This window comes from Brevundimonas variabilis (genome assembly GCF_014199945.1).
GTDB classification, from domain to species: Bacteria; Pseudomonadota; Alphaproteobacteria; order Caulobacterales; family Caulobacteraceae; genus Brevundimonas; species Brevundimonas variabilis.
On record NZ_JACHOR010000005.1, the window covers coordinates 230,889 to 246,938 of the forward strand.

The 16,050-nt window shown below is 65.8% G+C and carries 17 protein-coding genes and 2 tRNA genes; 8 read left to right on the forward strand and 11 right to left on the reverse strand.

Translation table 11 applies throughout. From position 1 onward, the window contains the following. The first annotated feature begins 17 nt into the window (after nt 1-17). Nucleotides 18-542 (forward strand): CHAP domain-containing protein, encoded by a 525-nt coding sequence (locus GGR13_RS14685; protein WP_183214330.1) that lies wholly within the window; start codon nt 18-20, stop codon nt 540-542. A 21-nt stretch (nt 543-563) separates the two neighbouring features. Next, a complete protein-coding gene (locus GGR13_RS14690) occupies nt 564-1,526 on the forward strand; it encodes a magnesium transporter CorA family protein (RefSeq protein ID WP_183214331.1) in 963 nt (320 codons plus the stop codon). Nucleotides 1,527-1,602: 76 nt separating this feature from the next. Here GGR13_RS14690 and GGR13_RS14695 read toward each other — a convergent pair whose 3' ends face one another. After that, nucleotides 1,603-2,418 (reverse strand): lipid A-modifier LpxR family protein, encoded by an 816-nt coding sequence (locus tag GGR13_RS14695; protein WP_183214332.1) that lies wholly within the window; start codon nt 2,416-2,418, stop codon nt 1,603-1,605. 271 nt (nt 2,419-2,689) lie between these two features. Here GGR13_RS14695 and GGR13_RS14700 point away from each other — a divergent pair, with 271 nt between their 5' ends. Both GGR13_RS14700 and GGR13_RS14705 read left to right on the forward strand, forming a co-directional pair. Then, entirely contained in the window at nt 2,690-3,970 is a 1,281-nt protein-coding gene (locus GGR13_RS14700; protein ID WP_183214333.1) for a polyhydroxyalkanoate depolymerase, read from the forward strand. Then, the gene (locus GGR13_RS14705) at nt 3,936-4,649 is read left to right on the forward strand and encodes a YgjP-like metallopeptidase domain-containing protein (RefSeq protein ID WP_183214334.1); all 714 of its coding nucleotides are present in this window, start codon (nt 3,936-3,938) and stop codon (nt 4,647-4,649) included. The genes GGR13_RS14700 and GGR13_RS14705 overlap by 35 nt, the downstream gene beginning before the upstream one ends. On the opposite strand, the gene GGR13_RS14710 is transcribed toward GGR13_RS14705, so the two are convergent. The 3 genes from GGR13_RS14710 to GGR13_RS14720 all read right to left on the reverse strand — a co-directional run bounded on the left by GGR13_RS14710 (nt 4,646) and on the right by GGR13_RS14720 (nt 6,497). Next, on the reverse strand, nt 4,646-5,227 hold the full coding sequence (locus tag GGR13_RS14710; protein ID WP_183214335.1) for a phthalate transporter: 582 nt from the start codon (nt 5,225-5,227) through the stop codon (nt 4,646-4,648). The two genes, GGR13_RS14705 and GGR13_RS14710, sit on opposite strands and share 4 nt — an antisense overlap. After that, on the reverse strand, nt 5,224-6,102 hold the full coding sequence (locus GGR13_RS14715; protein ID WP_183214336.1) for a 3-hydroxybutyryl-CoA dehydrogenase: 879 nt from the start codon (nt 6,100-6,102) through the stop codon (nt 5,224-5,226). The genes GGR13_RS14710 and GGR13_RS14715 overlap by 4 nt, the downstream gene beginning before the upstream one ends. Before the next feature lie 95 nt (nt 6,103-6,197). Next, nucleotides 6,198-6,497, reverse strand: coding sequence for a YggT family protein (locus GGR13_RS14720; RefSeq protein WP_183214337.1), 300 nt, complete (start codon nt 6,495-6,497; stop codon nt 6,198-6,200). 169 nt (nt 6,498-6,666) lie between these two features. Between GGR13_RS14720 and GGR13_RS14725 the strand changes: the two genes are divergently transcribed. After that, nucleotides 6,667-6,742 (forward strand) — tRNA-Ala (locus GGR13_RS14725). A 62-nt stretch (nt 6,743-6,804) separates the two neighbouring features. On the opposite strand, the gene GGR13_RS14730 is transcribed toward GGR13_RS14725, so the two are convergent. Both GGR13_RS14730 and GGR13_RS14735 read right to left on the reverse strand, forming a co-directional pair. Then, complete coding sequence (locus GGR13_RS14730; RefSeq protein WP_343060436.1) at nt 6,805-7,290, reverse strand: chemotaxis protein CheW; 486 nt, start codon at nt 7,288-7,290, stop codon at nt 6,805-6,807. Nucleotides 7,291-7,292: 2 nt separating this feature from the next. Further along, nucleotides 7,293-8,921 carry a globin-coupled sensor protein gene (locus GGR13_RS14735; protein WP_183214338.1) on the reverse strand — a complete coding sequence of 543 codons (1,629 nt, stop codon included), beginning with the start codon at nt 8,919-8,921 and terminating at the stop codon, nt 7,293-7,295. A gap of 301 nt (nt 8,922-9,222) precedes the next feature. Here GGR13_RS14735 and GGR13_RS14740 point away from each other — a divergent pair, with 301 nt between their 5' ends. Next, entirely contained in the window at nt 9,223-10,041 is an 819-nt protein-coding gene (locus tag GGR13_RS14740) for a GPP34 family phosphoprotein (RefSeq protein ID WP_183214339.1), read from the forward strand. A 94-nt stretch (nt 10,042-10,135) separates the two neighbouring features. Continuing rightward, nucleotides 10,136-11,296: a hypothetical protein gene (locus tag GGR13_RS14745; protein WP_183214340.1), complete on the forward strand. Its 1,161-nt coding sequence runs from the start codon at nt 10,136-10,138 to the stop codon at nt 11,294-11,296. A gap of 27 nt (nt 11,297-11,323) precedes the next feature. On the opposite strand, the gene GGR13_RS14750 is transcribed toward GGR13_RS14745, so the two are convergent. Then, nucleotides 11,324-12,298: an ABC transporter ATP-binding protein gene (locus GGR13_RS14750; protein ID WP_183214463.1), complete on the reverse strand. Its 975-nt coding sequence runs from the start codon at nt 12,296-12,298 to the stop codon at nt 11,324-11,326. A gap of 170 nt (nt 12,299-12,468) precedes the next feature. On the opposite strand from GGR13_RS14750, the gene GGR13_RS14755 reads away from it, so the two are divergent. Further along, complete coding sequence (locus GGR13_RS14755; protein WP_183214341.1) at nt 12,469-12,705, forward strand: zinc-finger domain-containing protein; 237 nt, start codon at nt 12,469-12,471, stop codon at nt 12,703-12,705. 144 nt (nt 12,706-12,849) lie between these two features. On the opposite strand, the gene mgtE is transcribed toward GGR13_RS14755, so the two are convergent. From mgtE to GGR13_RS14775, 4 genes are all read right to left on the reverse strand, one after another. Then, entirely contained in the window at nt 12,850-14,253 is a 1,404-nt protein-coding gene (gene mgtE / locus GGR13_RS14760; protein ID WP_183214342.1) for a magnesium transporter, read from the reverse strand. A 63-nt stretch (nt 14,254-14,316) separates the two neighbouring features. Continuing rightward, a tRNA-Leu gene (locus tag GGR13_RS14765) sits at nt 14,317-14,403 on the reverse strand. Nucleotides 14,404-14,641: 238 nt separating this feature from the next. Beyond that, nucleotides 14,642-15,577 (reverse strand): bifunctional riboflavin kinase/FAD synthetase, encoded by a 936-nt coding sequence (locus tag GGR13_RS14770; RefSeq protein ID WP_183214343.1) that lies wholly within the window; start codon nt 15,575-15,577, stop codon nt 14,642-14,644. Nucleotide 15,578: 1 nt separating this feature from the next. After that, a complete protein-coding gene (locus GGR13_RS14775; RefSeq protein ID WP_221230728.1) occupies nt 15,579-16,046 on the reverse strand; it encodes a MaoC family dehydratase in 468 nt (155 codons plus the stop codon). Nucleotides 16,047-16,050 lie beyond the last annotated feature (4 nt).

The window sequence follows — 16,050 nt, forward strand, 5'->3', positions numbered from 1 at the left end:
GTCGGAAACAAGACGACATGAACAAACGGCTCACCGCCGCTGTGGTTGCAGCGTCCCTCGGATTTTTTGCCGTCGCCCCGACGACGGCCCGCGCCGACGATCCCTACTGGCAGTGTGTGACCTTTGCCCGGATGTTCTCGGGCATCAACATCTTCGGCGATGCCTGGACCTGGTGGCGTCAGGCCGCTGACAAATTCCGCACCGGCGACGCGCCCGCGACCGGCTCTGTGCTGGTGTTCCGACCGGAGGGCCGGATGAGCCGGGGTCATGTGGCCGTTGTGTCTGATGTTCTGACCGACCGCGTGATCCGCATCACCCACGCCAACTGGGGCGGCAGCCGCGGCAAGGTCGAGGAAAACGTCACCGTCGTTGACGTATCCGGAGAAAACGACTGGAGCCAGGTCAAGGTCTGGTACAGCCCGATCCATGATCTGGGCACGACCGTCTATCCGACCTATGGCTTCATCTACAAGGAAGCACCGGGCAGCCTGCCGAACGGCATGCAGATGGCAGAAGCCGCCACGTCGTCCGGCCAGCCCTGACGGACCGCCGAGGCCGCTTCCATGATCCGCGTCTACTGCCGTGGAAACCAGGCCTGCCTCGACACGACCGGTGATCCTGCGAACTGGACCCTGCCGGCCGACGCCATCTGGGTCGATCTGATCCATCCCACACCCGAGGAAGACCGCGCGGTCGAACGCGCTCTTCATCTGTCGATCCCGACCCGCGAAGAGATGTCCGAGCTGGAAGCCTCCAGCCGGATGTATCGTGAGAATGGAGCGACCTTCGTCACAGCCGACATCATGCATGCGGGGACGGAGGACATGCCGGCGGTCGATCCGGTCACCTTTGTCCTGACGTCCGGCCCGCTGGTCACCGTCCGCTATGTCGAGCCGCGATCGTTCGTGATGCTGGGGGACAAGCTGGACCGGGATCCTGCGCTTTGCTCGACGGGCGCTGATCTGTTCCTGCATCTGATGGAAACCATCATAGACCGGACCTCGGAAGTGCTCTCGAGCACTTCCGTCAGTGTCGAGGTCATCTCGACCCATATCTTCCAGGACAAGAAGGCAGTCGGGTTCGATAAGCTGATCGCCAAGCTGGGCCGGGCCCAGATGGCCAACGCCCGGATCGACCAGAGCCTGTCGGGTCTGTCGCGCGTGTTCGCCTTCGTCTCGCTGGACGACATGATCGAGAACCGGGGCGAAACGACCGCACACCTGAAGTCGCTCAGCCGCGATGCCCTGAGCCTGATCGGACACAACCAGGCTATTGCCGCCAGCATCAATTTCCAGCTGTCGGCAGCGCTCGGACTGATCAATATTGAGCAGTCCTCGATCATCAAGATCTTCTCGGTCGCTGCCGTGGCCTTCATGCCGCCGACACTGATCGCCTCGATCTACGGCATGAATTTCGAACACATGCCCGAACTGGCCTGGATGGCGGGCTATCCGATGGCGCTCGCCGCCATGGTCGTTGCCGCCATTGCCCCGCTGCTGTGGTTCCGGAAGAAGGGGTGGCTCTAGGGGGAGTGCGTAGCGAGAAGGCAGTCAGTTTGGGCGTTTGGCGGTGCGCTCGTCCCCAAGGCCCAAGCCCGAGCGACTACCATTCCGGCTTGATCGACAGCTGGAAGGCCACCAGCCCCTCGGCAACATCGCGATCGAACCCCTCGCCGCCGCGCAGGCCCTCGGCCTCGATCTCTCGATAGACGACGCCGAACGAGCCCTGCATGTCACCCTTGCGCAGGGCCACGCCGATGGAGGCGTCCCCCAGGAAACTCCCCGAGTCACGGCTGACCCCGGACCGGGCAAAGTCCCCATCGCGGTTTCGCGCGAAATTATAGCCGACGGCCGTTCCTGATCCCGCCGCATAGACATACCAGCGTGCCCGTTCGCCGAAGGCTTCGGACCCTTCCGGGACGACCTTCCCGAGGTCTCCGCCAATGCGCAGGGTGGCGCCGGCCTCGGCCGATCCACCGCGCGATCCGACGCCGATCCCGGCATGGGGTGTCAGGCTGACTTCCAGTCCCGAAGCCGTATAGCCCCGCGCGACCGGCCATCCGCGCACGAAGCGGACGTCATAGTCAGCCATGTCCAGCGCCGCGGCATCCAGGGGCGTGACCGGCAGGGGGGAGCCGTCGGCGCGGCGCAGTTCACCCCGCGTGGTCAGGCTCAGCCGATCCGTGAACGTCGTGCCTTCGTGCCACACGTCCCGCCGGGTCGATACAGCCCAGGCCTGCGAGCGGTCGGAGGGGAGGTCCCGGACGGCGTCCAGGCTGATGGCGGGGCCAAACGCCCGTGCCGGGTCGATCTGGAGCGTATCCTGCTGGTTCAGCCGCGCCGTTGCTCGGGCTGCGGGCGGCTCTGCGTCGTCGATCCAGACCTGAGCGGATGCAGGGGACGCCAGCGCCCCCAGCATCCCAAGTCCGACAACAAAGACGCCCCGGTGGCCCAACCGTCCCTCACGATTTGTTAAGGATTGAACCCTGCACGATCGCAGGCTGTCCGCCAACCGCCAATTTCATGCCATGTTTCGGGCGCGTGTGAGGCCGGTTGCCCTTTTCGGCCGCCAGGCGGACGGGATCGGATTTATCGCGCCCTCAATGGGCACCCGACATAAATCCTTTTGCAGTGCGGCGCGTTCTATGGTGCCTTGCGGTATTCGGCCAGTCCGGCCTGAACAGGATTGCATGCTCTACGCCCTTCACGAGCTCGCCTATCAATCGGCGTCCCCCTTCCGGATCGGTGCGCGGATCGCCCGCCAGTTCTGGACCTCCCCCTTCAACCCGGCCAGCGAGACCGCGATCGGTCGCACAGCCTATGCCTCGGCAGAGCTTTTCGAGAGCGTCACGCGCCGCTATGGCAAGCCGGCCTGGGGGCTTGAGACCCTGACCATCGACGGCCGCGAAGTCCGCACGACCGAACAGGTGATCTGGTCCAGCCCCTGGTGCCGTCTGATCCGGTTCGCCCGCAACATCGGCGACCTGAAACGGGCGGGCAAGCCGGGCAATGCGCCCAGCGTCCTCATCGTGGCACCGCTGTCGGGCCATTACGCCACCCTGCTGCGCGGCACCGTCGAGACCTTCCTCCAGGACCACGACGTCTATGTCACCGACTGGGTCAATGCCCGCCAGGTGCCGATGCTGGAAGGGCGGTTCGACTTCCACGACTATATCGACCACATCCGCACGATGCTGGCCCAGATCGGTCCGCGCGCCCATGTCGTCGGCGTCTGCCAGCCCGGCCCGCCCGTACTCGCCGCAGCGGCCGTGATGGCCATGGACAATGATCCGAACCGGCCCGCGTCGATGACCTTCATGGGGTCGCCGATCGATGCGCGCCTGTCGCCGACTGTGACCAACCAGCTGGCCGAGGCCAAGCCCTTCACCTGGTTCCAGTCGAACATGATCCACACCGTGCCCTGGCCCTATCCGGGCTTTGGCCGCGAGGTCTATCCGGGCTTTGTCCAGCTGTACGCCTTCATGTCGATGAACGAGGAACGCCACCAGGACGCCCACTGGGAGTATTTCCGCAATCTGGTGGCCGGCGATGGCGACGAGACCGACAAGCACGAGGCCTTCTACGACGAATATCTGTCGGTGCTGGACCTGACAGAGGAGTTCTATCTCCAGACCATCGACATCGTCTTCCAGCAGCATCTGCTGCCGCGGGGCCTGCTGGAGCACCGCGGCCAGCGGGTCGATCTGACGGCCATCACCGACATCGGCCTGATGACCGTCGAGGGCGAGAAGGACGATATCTCGGGCGTCGGCCAGACCCAGGCGGCGCATGGCCTGTGTCCCAATATCGCGGACGAGCGCCGGGTGCTTTACGTCCAGCCGGACGTGGGCCACTACGGGGTTTTCAACGGTCGCCGGTTCCGGGAAGAGATCTACACCCGGACGCGCGACTTCATCGCCGCAAACGAGAAACTGTGTGTCGTACCGCAACGGACAAAGGCTGCCGCTTGACGGTGGCGGCACCGTCCGTCTGAGCGTCAATCCGCGCGCGCGCCGCATCTCCATCCGCATCGACGGCCGTGCGGGCGAGGCGGTGGCCATCGCGCCCAGCGAGCGACGACTGGGCGATGCCGTTGCCTTTGTGCGTGCGAAGACCGGATGGATCACGGAGCGCCTGGAAGCCCGCCTCGAGGGCCAGCCGCTCTCGCCCGGCCAGACCATCCTTGTTCAGGGCCAGCCCACCCGGCTGGAGGCCTCGGGCAAGACCGGGGCCGCGCGCCTGACGGCTGACGCCGAGGGGCCTGTCATCCGGTCCGGCGGGGAAGGCGAGGCCTTTGCCCGGCGCGTGGAAGCGCTGCTGAAACGCCTGGCGCGCGATACCCTGACCGCCCGTACCGAGGTCCATCTTCGGACTCTGAAGCAGAAGCCGGTACGGATCTCGATTGCCGACACCCGGTCGCGCTGGGGCTCATGCAGTCCGCACAATCGATCCATCCGCTATTCGTGGCGGGTGGTCATGGCCCCGCCGGCGGTGCTCGACTATCTGGCCGCGCACGAGGTGGCCCATCTGGTCCATGCCGATCACAGCCCCGCCTACTGGTCAGTGGTGCATGGGCTCGTCGGGGATCACCGACCGTTCCGCGCCTGGCTGCGCGAACACGGCCCGGCCCTGCACGCTGTCGGTCGCTAGGCGCTGGGGCTCGCGTCTGCGGCGGAGCTCAGTACGCCCAGCCGGTCCGGGATTTCCGGCGCGTGCTCGAAGGCCAGAAAGGCCACGCACAGCCCGGCCCACAGCGCATAGCTGACCCCGACGACGATCGCCGGCGGCAGCATCATCACGCCATAGATCAGCAGGGTCGTCTCGGTGGCCCCCATGGCCTGCCAGACACTGCCGGCCTCGAACAGGCCCAGCACCATCATGACCACCGCCATCAGGGCCTGAAGCCCGGCTGCCAACAGTCCGCCGTAGAACATGAACCGCCAGACGATGCCCAGCCGCGTGGCCGGCCTTCCCGACCGCTCCCGCTCGTTCTTCACGAGGCGCAGTCCCAGCGGAATGGCGATGGCTCCCAGCACCAGCAGCATCAGCCGCCAGTCGGTCTCGCGTCCCGGCACCCAGTTCAGCGGCGGCCAGATGGCCATGGTCAGCACCAGCGGCGGCCAGCATACGGCGGCCACGCCCGCTGCGATCAGCCGGCCTCTGCCCCGACGCCAGTTGACCGGCTGCTGCCCCGGCAACCGGAACGGCAGGTCCAGTTTCAGGCTCATCGCGTGGGAACCGGCGTCTCGCCGGAATAGTCATAGAAGCCGCGGCCGGATTTGCGCCCCAGCCAGCCGGCCTCGACATATTTCACCAGCAGCGGACAGGGCCGGTACTTGCTGTCGGCCAGGCCGTCATACAGCACATTCATGATGGCCAGGACGACGTCCAGCCCCATGAAGTCCGCGAGTTCCAGCGGCCCCATCGGATGGTTGGCGCCCAGCTTCAGCGCCTTGTCGATCGAGACGACGTCACCCACCCCCTCGTACAGGGTGAAGATGGCCTCGTTGATCATCGGCACCAGGATGCGGTTGACGATGAAGGCGGGGAAGTCCTCGGCCCGGGTCACGGTCTTGCCCAGCGACTCGGCAAAGGCCACCGCAGCCTCATAGGTCTCGGCCGAAGTGGCGATGCCGCGCACGATCTCGACCAGTTTCATCACCGGTGCCGGCTTCATGAAATGCAGGCCGATGAACCGCTCGGGCCGGTCGGTTGCCGACCCCAGCCGGGTGATCGAGATCGAGGAGGTGTTGGACGCCAGCAGGGTGTCGGGGCCCAGATGCGGCAGAAGTCCGGTCAGGACGGCCTTCTTGACCGCCTCGTCCTCGACCGCCGCCTCAAGCACCAGATCGACCGCCCCGGCCTCGGCCAGATGTTCGGTCGTGGTGATCCGGGCCATAGCCTGATCGGCCTGGGCCTGGTCGATCCCGCCCCGTCCGACCTGCCGCGCCAGGCTGGCGGCGATGCTGGCCACCGCGACCGGCAGTCGTGCCGTATCGATGTCGTAGAGCCGCACGTCGTAGCCGCCCAGGGCCACGGTCTGGGCAATGCCCGCGCCCATCTGTCCGGCGCCGATGATCGAGACTGTACGAAGGGTGGTCATGAAGTCGGTGATGATCTTGCGGCGTCTCGCCCGTGGCCCGGCACCTTACGGAGGCGGGCCCCTGACGCAAGGCTTCGTTGGTCGAAAGACCGGCCTCAGAACCCGTAAAGGACCGGGGCTGCGGTGTTGTTGAACAGGATGCGCGCGAAATTCAGCAGCAGCAGCACCACGATCGGCGAGACGTCGATGCCGCCCAAGGTCGGGATGATCCGCCGGAATGGCTCCAGCAGCGGCCGTGTCACTCCGTCCAGGAAGCTGGCCAGCTGGCTGACGAACCGGTTGCGGTGGTTGATGACGTCGAAGGCGAACAGCCAGCTCAGGATCGCCGAGGCGATGATGAACCAGATCATCAGCTGAATGATGGCATTGACCAGCCAGACGATCGCTTCACCCATCGAAAACTCCCGAACATGGCACCCGCCGCGGGGCCATTTCGTAACGCTTCTAGCGCGTGCGTCGCTCAAGGCCAATGCGGCACGCGTAGCGGGCGACGCGAAACACCTGACCCGTTGACTCCCGCCGGATCGCCCGCCTAAGTCCGCGCTGCCTGGACACCCCGGACACGGGGCCGTAGCTCAGTTGGTAGAGCGCGTCGTTCGCAATGACGAGGTCAGGGGTTCGACTCCCCTCGGCTCCACCAGGCTTGTTCGGTCATTTTTGGCACGCCAGGGACCGTGCGGACTTATAGGCCAGCGACAACCGTCAGGCTGCCTCGGCCCTGTGCTCGACCGGAAGCAGGGACCCGACGACCAGCCGGGACAGCATCCGGCCTTCGAGAGGGATGATGGCGTCGACGAACTGGTTGTTGGCGTCCGAATCCATGGCCGGCGGGGCCTGGAGCAGGGACGCGGCGAGCTGGAAGGTCTCCTGCACGCCGTCGACCAGGATGCCGGCCATGCGGGTCTCGTGCTGGATCACCACGATGACATGGCGCGCCGTCGGTTCTGTCGTGCCGAGCCCGAGCCGGCAGCGCAGGTCCAGGACGGGCATCACGGCACCGCGCAGGTTGATGATCCCGAGAATGTAGTTCGGGGTCTGGGGCATGGGCGTCGTGGGAGTCCAGCCGCGGATCTCGCGCACCGAGCGGACGTCGATGCAGTATTCCTGTCCACCAATCTCGAAGGAGATCAGCTCGAGCGTCCCGTTCAGATCGAGCCCGGCGGCCGTCTTTATCTCAAGTGGCGTCACGGTCAGAATTCCTTCCACTCGTCGACGACCTTGAGCGCGGTATTGCCGACGGACTTGGCCGCTGGGCGAGATTGCGCCTTGGCCGCCGCCGGTGTGCCGGCGCGACCGGCATAGGACTGGATCCGCGCCTGGGCCGCGTGAACCGGGTTTGACCGCCCGGATGCGTGGCGGGCCGTGCGAGCATCGGCGTCGATCCGGAAGCTGGAGACCAGCCCCTGGAGCTCGGTGGCTTCGGTCTTCAGCGCAAAGGCGGCGGCTGTCGACTCCTCCACCATGGCGGCATTCTGCTGAACCATCTGGTCCATCTGGTTTACCGCGCTGTTCACCTGGCCAAGGCTGGAGGCCTGTTCCTGGGCCGATGAGCTGATCTCGGACACCAGCCCGTCGATGGCGGCAACCTGCTGGACAATCCGACCCAGACTGTCGCCGGTCTCGCCAACCAGCGAGACCCCGTGGCTGACCTGTTTGCTGGACGTCGAGATGAGCCCCTTGATCTCTTTGGCGGCCTCCGCCGATCGCTGGGCCAGGGCCCTGACTTCCTGGGCGACCACGGCAAAACCCCGACCGGCGTCGCCCGCGCGCGCGGCCTCGACGCCGGCGTTCAGGGCCAGCAGGTTGGTCTGGAAGGCAATCTCGTCAATCACGCCGATGATCTGGGTGATTTCTGCGGATGATTTCTCGATTTCTCCCATGGCCGCGATGGCGCGCTCCACGACCTGACCGGAGGCCTGGGCGTCGGCCTTTGCCGAGGCCACGGCTTCTGCGGCCTGACGGGATCCGTCCGCAGTCCGGTTGACCGTGACCGTGATTTCTTCGAGCGCGGCTGCCGTCTCCTCGAGCGAGGCGGCCTGCTGCTCGGATCGCTTGGACATGTCGTCCGATGCCGCTGCGATTTCTTCCGAGCCCGTCAGCACGGCGTTGGCCGAGCCCGAAATGGACGCAATGGTCTCGGCCAGTGTTGCAATCGTCGTATTGAAATCATCCTTCACGCCCTGGAAGCGACCATCGACCTCGACCTCGAGCCGGGACGTCAGATCTCCGGACGCCAGGCGCTTGAGACCATCGGCCAGCGCCGTGAGCAGAACGTTCTGCTGCTCGGCCTCTTCGAGCTGACGCTTGGTCTCGACCGCGTCGAGAGATTCCAGATAGACCGAAATGGCCAGGTCCATGTCGAGCAGGGTGGCCTTCACCAGGGCACCCAGTTCGCCTGCCGTCGTCTCTGCCGTTACGCCGCGTGTGTTGAAGGCATGCTTCGGCCAGCGGGCCTCCAGCAGCTTGGCGACCATCTTTTCAAGAACCAGGGCATAGCCGCCGATATACCATCGCGGTGCCAGGCCGATCCGCGCGTGGACCTCTCCGACCTTGGTCACACCGGCAGCATACTGTTCGTCGTAAAGACCGCTCGAGATGACATCCCAATGGGCAAGCTGCTTCTTGTGAGCGGTGTCGATATGCCCGTCATTCTTGAAGAAGGCGCTTGTTTCCGGGGTTGCTCGAACCTGTTCGTAGAAACCGTCCAGAGCGGCCGGCATCTCCTTCATGATGAGCGGCTTGATGGACTTGATGCGTGCGCGAGCAGCATCGTCAAGCTTCATGAACTTGATACGGCTCTCAAGGGCCTGACTTGACATGACAGCAGCTCCTGCGGATTTGGGGTTTGGCGCTCCCTGACGCCTTGTGTGAGCCTTTACGGAGGTTCGGCTAACAACGTGTTACCAGAACTCAGATGTGACGGGCTGTCACAGTCCAAGTTGTTTGACGTCCAAGTTTTTAGACATGAAGAACTCAGACTACGTATTTCTACGTGGTTCCGGTGGGCCAGGTGATCATGGAGTTTCTTGAACTATACTATGCCCCTCTCCTGTTGTTGGCCTTACGCCGGGTTTCTCTGATACCTTTCGGCACGACATCACCACCGTGGGAGGGGCTCGGATGGACAGGCGACGGATCACGCCGGCAGAGGCGGCGCTGCTGATCACGCCCGCGGGGCGGACGGCGACGAAATGTCTGCAGGCGGGGCTGCTGTCCCTGCTGGCGGCGGGGCGGATCGCGTTCGAGAAACCGGACGGGCCATCCCGGCCAGCCGCCCTGGTGCTCAAGGGAGCAGGAGCGGGGACGACAGGGCCGCTGCCGCGCCATCTCGCGGTGCTGGAGGCGGCGCTGGTCGATGCGGGCAAGGGGAGCCCGCTGAAGGCCGCCGAGGTCCTGCACGCGCTGCAGAAGCGGTTCGGCCATGACTACGGCCGCTATCTGCGCGACGAGGTGGCGCCCGAACTGATCCGCCGCAACCTGCTGACCCGGACCGACGACAAGTGGCTCGGCCTGTTTCCCCGCATCACCTATGAGCGCACCGCGAGCGGAGAGGTGATGACGGCCCCCCTGCGACGGCTGATGACGGCGATCGAGCGGCTGCCTGCCCTGCTCAAGTCCGACCCGGAACAGGCGCTGCATCTGGCCCGGTCGGCGGGGGCCCTGCTGATCCTGTCACCCGAGGCGCAGCGGCAGATCCCGCAGTTGCGCAGACTGTTCGAACAGCGGGGCGAGGATATGGTGACCCTGTGCATCCTTCCGATGGAAGCCGAGGATCGAGGTGAATGGGAGGCCGTGCTGGAACTGGGCGATCTGGCGCTGTCGTTCGATGCTTTTGGCCTGTTCGACAGTCTGTCGTCCGTCAGTGATTTCACCAGCGGTGGCGACAGCAGTTCTTCGGATGGTGGCGGCGACGGGGGTGGGGGCGGAGGCGGCGACTGACCGATCCCAGCCGGTCGAATAGGGGACCTTGACCTCTAGACGGACAGCTCAGGATAGTATTCGACAATACTATCCTGAATTGTGCGAATCCCCGATGGAATGGACCACACCGGCCTTTGAACTGAGCACGCTCAGCGCCTCGCGACGGGAGCAGCTCCAGCGTATCCATGAGGCCGGCCTGGTGTCCCAGGGCCGGGTCTTCCTGCTGTCGCTGGAACCAATCAAGATCCAGATGGGCACCCGGTGGCCCGGCCGGGCCGAGGTCATCTGGGAGGCTGTGGAGCGGTCCCTGCACAGGAAGATGCCGCCACCAGACGTTTTCGTCCGGCTGAACGACACCACCGTGATCGTCGCCGTGGCCTCGACCAACAGCTATGAGGGCCAGATCCGGTGTGTGGAGACCCTCCAGTCGCTGCTGTTCCATTTCCTCGGGCGATCCGCCGACGCCGACATTGCCCTGTCGCGCATCGCCAGCATCGACGGCGATGCCCTGCATGCCGAGCCCGTCGACGTCTCGCCTTCCACGGATGTCCGCACGGGTAGCCCGGCAAGGGCCGACCCGCCCCGCCGACCCCAGGACTGGACGCCGCCGCTGACCGAGCGCCGCGCCAGCGGTACGATCAAGCTGAGCCATCAGGGACGCACGGGCTATGACATCGAAATCGCACCGGTCTGGCGGCTCGATCTTGAAACCATCAGCGCCTATGCCGTCCGCCTGAGACTGAACGCAGGCCCCGACCGTCTGTCCGACCTGGACCAGGAGGCCCTGAGCCAGCTGGTTATCGATCACCTGCTTCCGATCCTCGAGGACTATCGAAGGGAAGGCGGAACGTTCGCGCTGATCGTGCCGCTGTCCTTTTCCGCCCTTTCGGCACGGCGGCCGCGAATGGCCCTTCTGAATCGCTGCGCGGAACTCAGCGATGTCATGCGGCGGTCGGTGATCGCCGAGATCACGGGCCTGAATGCCGGGGTGCCGTCCGGTCTGATCCGCGAAACCGTCGCCATGATCAGACCCTTCTTCCGGGTGGTCACGGCCGTGGTCAGGACCCCGGCGGATGTTGAAACCGTCTACCGCGAGGCGTCCTTCCACGGTGTGGCCGTGAACTGGCGGCCCGGCCCGCCCACGGTCCTTGACCCGGTCGTCCAGGCGGCCCGGCGCCGGACGCCCAATCTCATCGTGCATGATGTGCCGAATACCGTTCGGACGGACGAGCTGCGACGCTGCCGGGTGTCGCACTTCACATGGAGTGAGTGATCGCCGCCGGCCCTGCGGTGGCGGCCGTCAGTCCTTCGTCGGGCTGACCTGGGCCGCATCGCCATAGGTCAGGGCCAGGAAGACATCTTCCAGATCGGGATCCTCGGTCGTGATGTCCGAGATGGTGATGCCGGCGGCCCGGACGGCAGCCAGCACCTGTTCGACCGAGCTCTGACCCTTGCGATAGGTGACGGCAAAGGCCCCGTTCGGGCGGACGGCAACATCGAACCCGGGCAGGACCGGCGCAGTGGCCTGGGGCACCTCCGGGGTCACCACGACATTGCGGGTATCGAGGCGGCGCAGCAGCTGCGGCGTTGGCTCGCAGGCCACAACCTGTCCCCGGTTCATGATGGCGATGGTGTCACACAGCTCCTGGGCTTCCTCCAGATAGTGGGTGGTCAGCAGGATGGTCACGCCCTCGGCATTGATGCGGCGGACATACTCCCACAGCTGGCGACGCAGCTCGACGTCCACCCCGGCGGTGGGTTCGTCCAGGATCAGGATCGGCGGATTGTGCACCAGCGCCTTGGCCACCATCAGCCGACGCTTCATGCCGCCTGACAGGGCCCGGACGTAGGCATGGGCCTTGTCCGACAGTCCGAGCGCAGCCAGCAGTTCGTCACTGCGGCGCTCATGGGCGGGGACGCCATAGAAGCCGGCCTGGACCTCCAGCGCCTCGCGCGGGGTGAAGAAGACGTCGGCGACGATCTCCTGAGGCACGACGCCCAGGGCGGCGCGGGCATCGCGAGGCCGCTGGTCGATGTCGCGACCCCAGATGGCGGCGGTGCCCCCGGTCTTGTTGACCACGCCGGCCAGGATATTGATCAGCGTCGACTTGCCCGCTCCGTTGGGCCCCAGCAGCCCGAACATGGAGCCGCGCGGAATGACCAGGTCGACGCCGCGCAGCGCCGTCTTGGCCGGTGCCTTGCGAGATCCCGCATAGGTCTTCTCCAGCCCGTGCACTTCGATGGCATTGACGGGCAGGGTCTGGGTCTCGGTCATGCAGGCGATGTCTTCGGGCGGCGGAACGGCTGGATCGCCGACCCCCGACAGGTAGGCCCCGCCGGCGCTTTCGCCAAGACCCGGCAGGCACAGAGAATGTCCCGCGCTGGATGGCATCGGCAGTGATTTGGCATTAGTCAGGGGCCATCCCGCCAACGACAGATCCTGCCATGCCCCCTCGTCACCTCCAGGCTCCCGTCCCGCCCCCCGAAGAGATCGTGGTCGCGACCAAGCGCGTGGCCTGCGATGGCGGTGGCGTTCTGGGACACCCGCTGGTCTATCTGGACATGGGCGGCGCCGATTTCGTCGAGTGCGGCTACTGCGACCGGCGATTCGTGCTGTCCGCCGATTCCCATGCCGAGAGCGAGTACCTGGACCCCGCAGCCCGGCCGCCCGAGGCGCACTGAGTACCATTTTATCCGCTCATCCCGGCGAAAGCCGGGACCCAGTCCTTTCGCGAGAACAGTACGCCGCATGGGCAGCGCGCAAACCCGATCCATCCCGTAGCCCACAGCACTGGGTCCCGGATTTTGCCGGGTTGAGCGGAATTTCTAGAGCAGGATCAGGCCCGCCAGACCGAGGAAAGACAGGAAGCCGACCGAGTCGGTGATCCAGGTCACGAACACCGGACTGGCCACCGCCGGGTCACGGTCCAGCCGCTCCAGCACCACGGGGATCAGCGTCCCTGCCAGCGACGCCGCCACCAGGTTGATCAATACGGCCAGTCCGATCGTCAAGGACAGCAGCGGCATCCCGAACCAGACCCAGGCCACGCCGGCCATCAGGGCCCCTATGGTGCCGCCGTTGAACAGGCCCACCATCACCTCCCGGCTGACGATGCGCAGCAGGTTGGAAGAGGTCAGCTCGCGCGACGCCAGCGCCCGCACGGCCACTGTCAGGGCCTGGGTTCCGGCATTGCCGCCGATCGAGGCCACGACCGGCATCAGGATGGCCAGCGACACCAGCGCCTCCAGCTCGCCCTCGAACAGTCCGATCACCAGCGAGGCGAACACCGCCGTGCCCAGGTTGACGATCAGCCAGGGAATCCGCGACCGCACCACGCCGAACACGCCCGCCGCTCGGCTTTCGTCCGACACACCGGCCAGACGCAGGATGTCCTCGCGGTTCTCTTCCTGGATGATGTTGACGATGTCATCGACGGTGATCTGCCCGACCAGCCGCCCGGCGGCATCGATGACCGGGGCCGAGATCAGGTGGTATTTCTCGAAAATGTAGGCGACCTCTTCCTGGTCCTGGTCGACGGTGATCTCGTTCACCGGCTCCATCAGGTCGGCCAGCTTCATGTCGCGCCCGGCGCGCAGCAGCCAGCTGATCGGGATCCCGCCCACCGGCTTGTTCAGGGGATCGACCACATAGATGTCGAAGAACAGCTCGGGCAGCTCGTCCTGCTGTGAGCGCACATGGTCGATCGTGTCGCCCACGGTCCAGAAGACCGGCGCGGCCATGACCTCGCGCTGCATCAGGCGACCGGCGGTGTCCTCGGGGTAGCCCAGGCTGCTCTCGATCGCGGCCCGGTCCAGCAGCGGCATGGCCGACAGCACGGCCTCGCGCTGCTCGTCCTCGAGGTCCTCGACCACGGCAGCGGCGTCGTCTGAGTCCAGTTCTTGGAGGGCGGTGGCCAGGGTGCCGGGCGTCACCCGTTCCAGCACCTCGTCGCGAATGCCGTCGTCCAGCTCGGGCAGGGTCTCGGCCAGCAGCTCGGGCGGCAGCCAGATCACCACGACCGCCCGGTGCTCGGACGTCAGAAAGCCCATCAGGTCGGCGACGTCGGCGGGGTGCAGGTCTTCCAGCAGGCTGCGAAGCCGGATGCCATCGCCGTCGTCGGCGGCATCCACGACCTTCTCGACGAAGGCCGGGGTCAGTTCGTAATCCTCGTCGAGGGCCTCGTGGTCCTCGTTGATGTATTCAGGTTCGAGGGCGGCGGTATCGCTCACGCTTGGCCTCCTCGAGTGTGTTTCAGCCTTGGTAGTAGCCGTTACGTGTCCTGATACATCTGATGGTGCGGTCGAGAAGACTCGAACTTCCACTCCGGTTAAGGAACAGCGACCTCAACGCTGCGCGTCTACCAATTCCGCCACGACCGCTCGCATCGGAGCGGGGCTGATAGCGGAGGTCGAAACGAAAGGGAAGAGGCGAAGTCCACAGAACCGGCTCATCCTGGCAAAAGCCTGCCACCGGCGCATTTTCCCTCATTCGCTCATCCCGGCGAAAGCCGGGACCCAGCCCTTTCAAAAGGCCGGTGCTCGGACGAAAAGCTGCGCATGTCAGGCCGCACGGGTTGCCCAAAGCCCTGGGTCCCGGCTTTCGCCGGGATGAGCGGATCTATTTGGCCAGAACCGCCCGCGCCGCCGCGGCATCCCGCTCGATCTGGGCCTTCAGTGCCGGCAGGCCGTCGAATTTCATCTCGCCGCGCAGCAGCGCCACAAGTTCGGTCTCGACCGTCTGGCCATACAGGTCGCCGTCGAAATCCAGCAACCAGACCTCGAGCAGGGGTTCCGCGATCTCGAACATCGGCCGGATGCCCAGGTTGGCGACGCCGTCGACGATCCGTCCGTCCGCCAGCCGTGTCCGGGTCGCATAGACGCCATAGGCGGGCCGCATCGCTTCGCCGAGACGGATATTGGCCGTCGGCACGCCGATGGTGCGGCCGCGCTTCTCGCCATGGACCACCTCACCCTCGATGGAGAAGGGCCGCCCGAGGACGGTCGCAGCGCGGGCCATGTCTCCTGCATGCAGGGCCTCGCGCACCGCGCTGGACGACAGTTTCAGTCCGTCCGGATCGTCGACGCGGTCGGTCACCGAGACGGTGAACCCCAGATCGCGCCCATAACGATCCAGGGCCTCGGGCGAGCCGGACCGGCCCTTGCCGAAGGTGAAGTCGAATCCGACTGCCGCGTGACGAATGCCCAGACCTTCGGACAGGACTTCACGGGCAAAGACCTCGTCGGTCATGGCGGCCATTTGCGCATCGAAAGCCAACAGATACAGTCGCTCGACCCCCAGGGTCTCCAGGGCGCGCGCCATCTGGCCGGCGGTCATCAGGCGAAACGGGGCGGCGTCGGGCTGGAACCAGCGGCGCGGATGGGGATCGAAACTGACGACGGCCAGGGGGGCGTCCAGCCGCCTTGCCGCGTCCTGTGCCGAAGCGATGACCGCGCGGTGCCCCCGATGGACGCCGTCAAAGGCCCCGACAGCCGCTGCGGCACCCCGCTGGCTGTCCGGCAGACCGTGCCAGTCGCGAATGACGTCGATCGCCATGTCAGTCGCGGGCGGGGCGCCGACGCCGGGGCACGCGCACGATCGCCTCGCCATCCATGATCAGGTCCTCGCCGACATAGCCCTCGCATCTCAGGGTGACGCGGGCACTGACCTCGTCCACGGCGGCCACCGTAATCCGCGCCACCACCACGTCCCCGATGCGGACGGGTCTGTGGAAGGCCAGGGTCTGGCTCAGGTAGATGGCCCCGGCCCCCGGCAGGATGGTCCCCACCACGGCCGAGCCGAACGAGGCTGACAGCAGCCCGTGGGCGATCCGCCCGCGATAGGCGGTCTTCGACGCGAAGGCCTCGTCCATGTGCACGGGGTTGAAGTCGTCCGACGCCTCGGCGAAGGCCTCGATCCGCCCCTCGGTCACGGTGACCGGCTTTTCCGCCACCATCCCGACGCTGAGTTCGTCAAGAATATAGCCGCCGGAAGGATGGGGGCCGTGGATGTGGGTCTCGGTCATCTAA

Excerpts from the sequence above, each read along its gene's own strand:
- GGR13_RS14755 (WP_183214341.1), top strand. The coding sequence starts at position 12,469 with ATGCCCCCTCGTCACCTCCAGGCTCCCGTCCCGCCCCCCGAAGAGATC.
- GGR13_RS14775 (WP_221230728.1), bottom strand. The coding sequence starts at position 16,046 with ATGACCGAGACCCACATCCACGGCCCCCATCCTTCCGGCGGCTATATT.
- GGR13_RS14770 (WP_183214343.1), bottom strand. The coding sequence starts at position 15,577 with ATGGCGATCGACGTCATTCGCGACTGGCACGGTCTGCCGGACAGCCAG.
- GGR13_RS14740 (WP_183214339.1), top strand. The coding sequence starts at position 9,223 with ATGGACAGGCGACGGATCACGCCGGCAGAGGCGGCGCTGCTGATCACG.
- GGR13_RS14685 (WP_183214330.1), top strand. The coding sequence starts at position 18 with ATGAACAAACGGCTCACCGCCGCTGTGGTTGCAGCGTCCCTCGGATTT.
- GGR13_RS14745 (WP_183214340.1), top strand. The coding sequence starts at position 10,136 with ATGGAATGGACCACACCGGCCTTTGAACTGAGCACGCTCAGCGCCTCG.
- GGR13_RS14690 (WP_183214331.1), top strand. The coding sequence starts at position 564 with ATGATCCGCGTCTACTGCCGTGGAAACCAGGCCTGCCTCGACACGACC.
- GGR13_RS14735 (WP_183214338.1), bottom strand. The coding sequence starts at position 8,921 with ATGTCAAGTCAGGCCCTTGAGAGCCGTATCAAGTTCATGAAGCTTGAC.
- GGR13_RS14700 (WP_183214333.1), top strand. The coding sequence starts at position 2,690 with ATGCTCTACGCCCTTCACGAGCTCGCCTATCAATCGGCGTCCCCCTTC.
- GGR13_RS14695 (WP_183214332.1), bottom strand. The coding sequence starts at position 2,418 with ATGCTGGGGGCGCTGGCGTCCCCTGCATCCGCTCAGGTCTGGATCGAC.
- GGR13_RS14710 (WP_183214335.1), bottom strand. The coding sequence starts at position 5,227 with ATGAGCCTGAAACTGGACCTGCCGTTCCGGTTGCCGGGGCAGCAGCCG.
- GGR13_RS14720 (WP_183214337.1), bottom strand. The coding sequence starts at position 6,497 with ATGGGTGAAGCGATCGTCTGGCTGGTCAATGCCATCATTCAGCTGATG.
- GGR13_RS14715 (WP_183214336.1), bottom strand. The coding sequence starts at position 6,102 with ATGACCACCCTTCGTACAGTCTCGATCATCGGCGCCGGACAGATGGGC.
- GGR13_RS14750 (WP_183214463.1), bottom strand. The coding sequence starts at position 12,298 with ATGACCGAGACCCAGACCCTGCCCGTCAATGCCATCGAAGTGCACGGG.